Source organism: Longimycelium tulufanense (assembly GCF_014645795.1).
Lineage (GTDB): Bacteria > Actinomycetota > Actinomycetes > Mycobacteriales > Pseudonocardiaceae > Longimycelium > Longimycelium tulufanense.
In genome coordinates this window covers 1-4,086 of sequence record NZ_BMMK01000083.1, presented here as the reverse complement: position 1 = coordinate 4,086, position 4,086 = coordinate 1, and the positions used below count along the sequence as shown (strand labels likewise).

Below are 4,086 nucleotides of genomic sequence, written 5' to 3'. Positions count from 1 at the left end.
CGTGGCGGGCAAGCTTCAGCCCCGGTTGGACGGTCTGGCGGATGCGTTGGTGCGTGCCCAGGCTCAGGCGGGCGGGAGCTACGGTGAGCTGGGCCTGGCGCTGGACGTGCCGCGCAGTACCGCCCAGCACCGCAGAGACACGGTGACCGGCCGGGAGCCGACCGTGTGGGAGGACTGGGCCACGGGTGCCCTTCAGGAGCGGATTCAGGCCGCCATCCCGCCCAAGGAGTGACCGGTTCATGTTCGTGATCGCGAGGGGACCGGACTTAGGCGGCTTCTCTGTCTTGTCTGGTGTCACCTTCACCATTTTGTTCCTGGCGTACCTGGTGGCCCACCAGATCGGAGACCACTGGGTCCAAACAGACCGGCAAACTGCCGACAAAGGCGAACCCGGTTGGCAGGGCAGACTTGCGTGTGCCCAACATGTGACCACCTACACGCTTACCACGTCCGCCTTCGGTGTCGCGGTCTGGTGGGCGTTCAGCCTCCCGATCTCAGTTCAAGGTTTTGCGTTGGGGCAAGGAATTTCCGCCCTGACGCACTACTGGATTGATCGACGCTTCACCCTGGCCCACCTGGCGCACCGGTTAGGCAAACTCGACTTCTACAACATGGGTGCACCGCGACCAGGACGCGACGATAACCCGACGCTGGGGACCGGATCGTACGCACTCGATCAGTCCGCACACTGGTTCTGGCTCTTCGTCGCCGCGTTCGTCACAGCCGCAGAAGTCCCCTAAAGATAAGGAACAACCACGATGGACACCTCTTCTACCATGCACGGCTACCGCAACGGTGAGCGCGTACGGGACACGCGTGACGGAGCGACGGGGACCGTTCGGTTCCTAGAGTGGAGCGACCCCGACGAGGCTCGCGCGGAAATCGTGTGGGATAACTCCTTTGTTGCGGATGAATTGGCCGACCACATTCTCCCCTACCTCGCCCGCGTCTGACCGAACACATGGAAAGGCCCCGGGGTATCCCGGGGCCTTTCCTCATGCCGTTCGCTGCTATCGAGCAAACCAGTTACGTGACCAACTGTTCAGCGAGAGCCACCAGGCGCGCACCGTACGAACGGCGCGGGATGCTTCGCGGGTGAGCCGCACCAGGATTCCGACTATGACCGATGCCAAGATGAGTGACCACGGCATGGGCAGGCTCACCACCGTCACCACGGCACGCACGATCCAACTCGCGACAATGAACCCGAGCGCACCGGTAACCAGCACCGCCCCGGCAGTGATAATGGTGGGAACCCAGGCCGGAAACGGGATCTTGTCCCACCAGTCCGACAGTGATCCCTTCAGGCGCTCGGAGCGGGTTTCCGGTGCCGGGTGAATACCCTCGTTCATCGTGTCCGCTCCTTTTTATTCGTTGGCAGCCTTACTCTTCGTTGCCTTGGGTCGGTTTGCCTGCCAGTTCTTCAGATCACCAACCCGATACAGGAACTCCTGCCCCCGGTTGCCGCGCGGCTCAGGAAACGGGTTGCTGGGTCGGTCCGCCTTGCGCGCGGCGCGGACGTTTTCGACAACCTTCTTTTCCAGCTCGTCAGCTGAGGCGTTCGGCCAACGCTCATTCGCTTCACGGACCAAGTCCATGAGTACACCGGAACGGACTGCCTCCACAATTCCGACCAGCTCGTCATCAGGGTCTCGCACGACTCGCAGGTACGGCTGCCCGTCGCTCCCCTCGGGCACCATCCCAGGCTTGTTGTCCTGGTGGGGGCGGGGGGCAGGAACGTGGGAGGCTGGGAAGGCCGCCGGAGCAGGAGCGCCCGACATCGCCCACTCGTACGCCTCCTTCTCCGTCATAAACAGCACCTGAGTCTCATAGGGTGTGTCACCTAGAATCACCTGAGCGCGGCCCGTGTGTCGCGTTCGCTTGGGCATCGGCACATCTGAGGCCAGCATTCGCCACGCGTTCGCGCTGTACCGGGCAAGAATGCGGGTGGTGAAGTTCTCCCGCATTTCCGGTCCGCCCAGAGAGTTGGCCGTACCGTATTGGGCCACCATCAACACATGCATCTTGACGGCGCGTCCCATGAACATGAGATCTCCCAGCGCTTCGATGGCTGGGGACTCCTTGGGGTCGTTCTTGGTACGAATCTGCGTCCAGTAGCGGCGCAGCTTACCAATCGTCGCGTTGGCCTCTTCGAACACAATGAGATGACGGGGACCCACCGGGGCGTCCCGGTCATCACCTCTCCACTCATCCACAATCAGGTTGCGGCGTTCGCCTTCCTCACCCAACGCGATCAGCGCGTCGTGGATCTCGGGAAGGAGCTTGCAGTAGTGGACAGCGGGAATGTCATAGGCCCACTTGTGAGAGTGGCGCTTGCGGTCCAAAAACGTTGCTTGCGCACCGTTATGCAAAAACTGAGACACGATCGCGCGGAGCGTGACCGACTTACCGCCACCCGTGCCCGCGTTGACAAGGATGTGCGGGGATTCGGTATCCAAATCGATCGACACCGCCCGGTCTTGGTGCGAGAGACCAATCATCGGAGCCGACTCAGGAGCGGATTCGACCCGTGCCCGAACTGCGGGATCAGCAAAGAGGACCTTAGCGGGCGGACGCGGCGTCTGCCGTGCCACAAGGTAGTGATTCCGGCCGTCCAACTTGAACGAAAAGGACACATCCTGCAATGCGAGCTTCGTCGTAATAATGTTGGTGATGTCCTGCTTGCCCTCACCGGTGAAGTCAGCAGGCAACTCGACCCGTAGCATGTCACCGGTAATCTCGGTGAAGTGAGGCGGGACCTTCAGATACCGCAGGGACGCATCCCGAGGAAGCTGAAGCCTGGCGTACAAGGCCAAGTGAAGCGGCCACACCCAATTACGGCGATGACGCCAGGTCACCGCCCGATCCGTGAGCACATACCCGAGCCACAAGCCCACTGCACACGCGGCCATCGTGCCCAGCGTGGCCAATGCGTTTCCGGTCGTGTTCGCGTCCTGGGTGTAGGCGTAGAGAATCACGAACAATACGGCGAGAAAGGCCCACCGAATGGCCATCCTCGTTCCACGCGGAAGATGGTCCCATCGGGTGGCCGCTCGGGAGTCCTCCCGCACCGATCGGGTGGCGTTGTGCGTCCACGTGGCATCTGTCCGGGGACGGCCATCCATGGGTGCCCCAGTGGCGAACCTCCACAGCAGACGGAACGGCCACCAGCGCGGCCGGGCCGTGCGCGTGGTGACGTCCGCACCACTGTTCTTGCTGGTCAGCAGCATCAGCAGCAGGCCGACACCCGCGAGAGCCGCCAGGGCGACCGGGGGCGCGCTAGTGACAGCGGAAAGGATGCGGCGGGGACCTTCTAGCACATCACCCGGTGCGCCAGTCCCCCCGCTCCCGGGTAGTGCCGCCAGCACAGCGGCAGGGATCATGTTCATCGCCCAGACCTCCATCTGGGAAGTGGACGGGGGAGCTTGGAGTAACGGCCTGCTCCCCCGTCCGCGCCTCGATCAATTGCAACACGAACCACACACAGATTTGGTCCTTACGAAGGACACTTACGCCTACTTGGACGCCTCCCACGGGGAGGACAGCTCCAACCTCGCCAGCGACGCGGCGTGCCGAAGCGTCGCCAGTTCCGCCAACATCCGGGCGCGACGCTCCGGATCATGCGCCACGTTGGACACCCGCAACGCCCGGGTGAGACGGGACCGGCGGAACGGAGTCCACCGAGACGCCAGCGCCAGCCGAGCAGCCCGCAACGCGGCCCGATCCCGCGTCCGCGCCAACGCGTCCCGCTCGTCATTGGCCAGGCCCAACCGGGACAACAGCCGCTCGCGCAGCTCACGGCCGATCCGTGCCCACGTCGTCATGCGCATATGGGTAGACCGGATCTCGATCCCCAGCGCCAAGTGCAGCATCACCAGACCCAACAGGGGACCCAAGATCACCCGGGCCACACCCGCGACCGGACCGGCCAACGAGACCGCCGCGAACCCAGCGAACCCACACAGCCCCCAGGCCACCCATCGGGCCGGGCCGGGCCGACCCGTCCGGCTCCGCACACCCGCAGCCATCGCGACACCACACGCGATCAACGCGGCTTCCATCACCGTGAACAGCGCGGCCCGCTCC

5 protein-coding genes and 1 pseudogene are annotated in these 4,086 nt (G+C 63.8%); 3 read left to right on the top strand and 3 right to left on the bottom strand.

The window, feature by feature from the left end; all coding sequences use genetic code 11:
- The 3 genes from IEY55_RS31445 to IEY55_RS31435 all read left to right on the top strand — a co-directional run.
- The coding region (locus tag IEY55_RS31445; RefSeq protein WP_229686951.1) for a hypothetical protein at window positions 1-232 on the top strand (232 nt) is incomplete at its 5' end.
- 7 nt (window positions 233-239) lie between these two features.
- Window positions 240-740, top strand: coding sequence for a DUF3307 domain-containing protein (locus IEY55_RS31440; RefSeq protein WP_189062225.1), 501 nt, complete (start codon window positions 240-242; stop codon window positions 738-740).
- Window positions 741-758: 18 nt separating this feature from the next.
- On the top strand, window positions 759-953 hold the full coding sequence (locus tag IEY55_RS31435; RefSeq protein ID WP_189062224.1) for a hypothetical protein: 195 nt from the start codon (window positions 759-761) through the stop codon (window positions 951-953).
- Between the two features lie 57 nt (window positions 954-1,010).
- Here the strand turns inward: IEY55_RS31435 and IEY55_RS31430 are convergent, their stop codons facing one another.
- The 3 genes and pseudogenes from IEY55_RS31430 to IEY55_RS31420 all read right to left on the bottom strand — a co-directional run.
- Window positions 1,011-1,352: a hypothetical protein gene (locus tag IEY55_RS31430; RefSeq protein ID WP_189062223.1), complete on the bottom strand. Its 342-nt coding sequence runs from the start codon at window positions 1,350-1,352 to the stop codon at window positions 1,011-1,013.
- A 15-nt stretch (window positions 1,353-1,367) separates the two neighbouring features.
- Window positions 1,368-3,404: an ATP-binding protein gene (locus IEY55_RS31425; RefSeq protein WP_189062222.1), complete on the bottom strand. Its 2,037-nt coding sequence runs from the start codon at window positions 3,402-3,404 to the stop codon at window positions 1,368-1,370.
- 111 nt (window positions 3,405-3,515) lie between these two features.
- A pseudogene (locus IEY55_RS31420) lies at window positions 3,516-4,086 on the bottom strand (hypothetical protein); the annotation flags it as partial.

What these genes read in the sequence shown, in the direction of transcription:
- IEY55_RS31440 (WP_189062225.1), top strand. Translation starts at nt 240, where the DNA reads ATGTTCGTGATCGCGAGGGGACCGGACTTAGGCGGCTTCTCTGTCTTG.
- IEY55_RS31435 (WP_189062224.1), top strand. Translation starts at nt 759, where the DNA reads ATGGACACCTCTTCTACCATGCACGGCTACCGCAACGGTGAGCGCGTA.
- IEY55_RS31430 (WP_189062223.1), bottom strand. Translation starts at nt 1,352, where the DNA reads ATGAACGAGGGTATTCACCCGGCACCGGAAACCCGCTCCGAGCGCCTG.
- IEY55_RS31425 (WP_189062222.1), bottom strand. Translation starts at nt 3,404, where the DNA reads ATGGAGGTCTGGGCGATGAACATGATCCCTGCCGCTGTGCTGGCGGCA.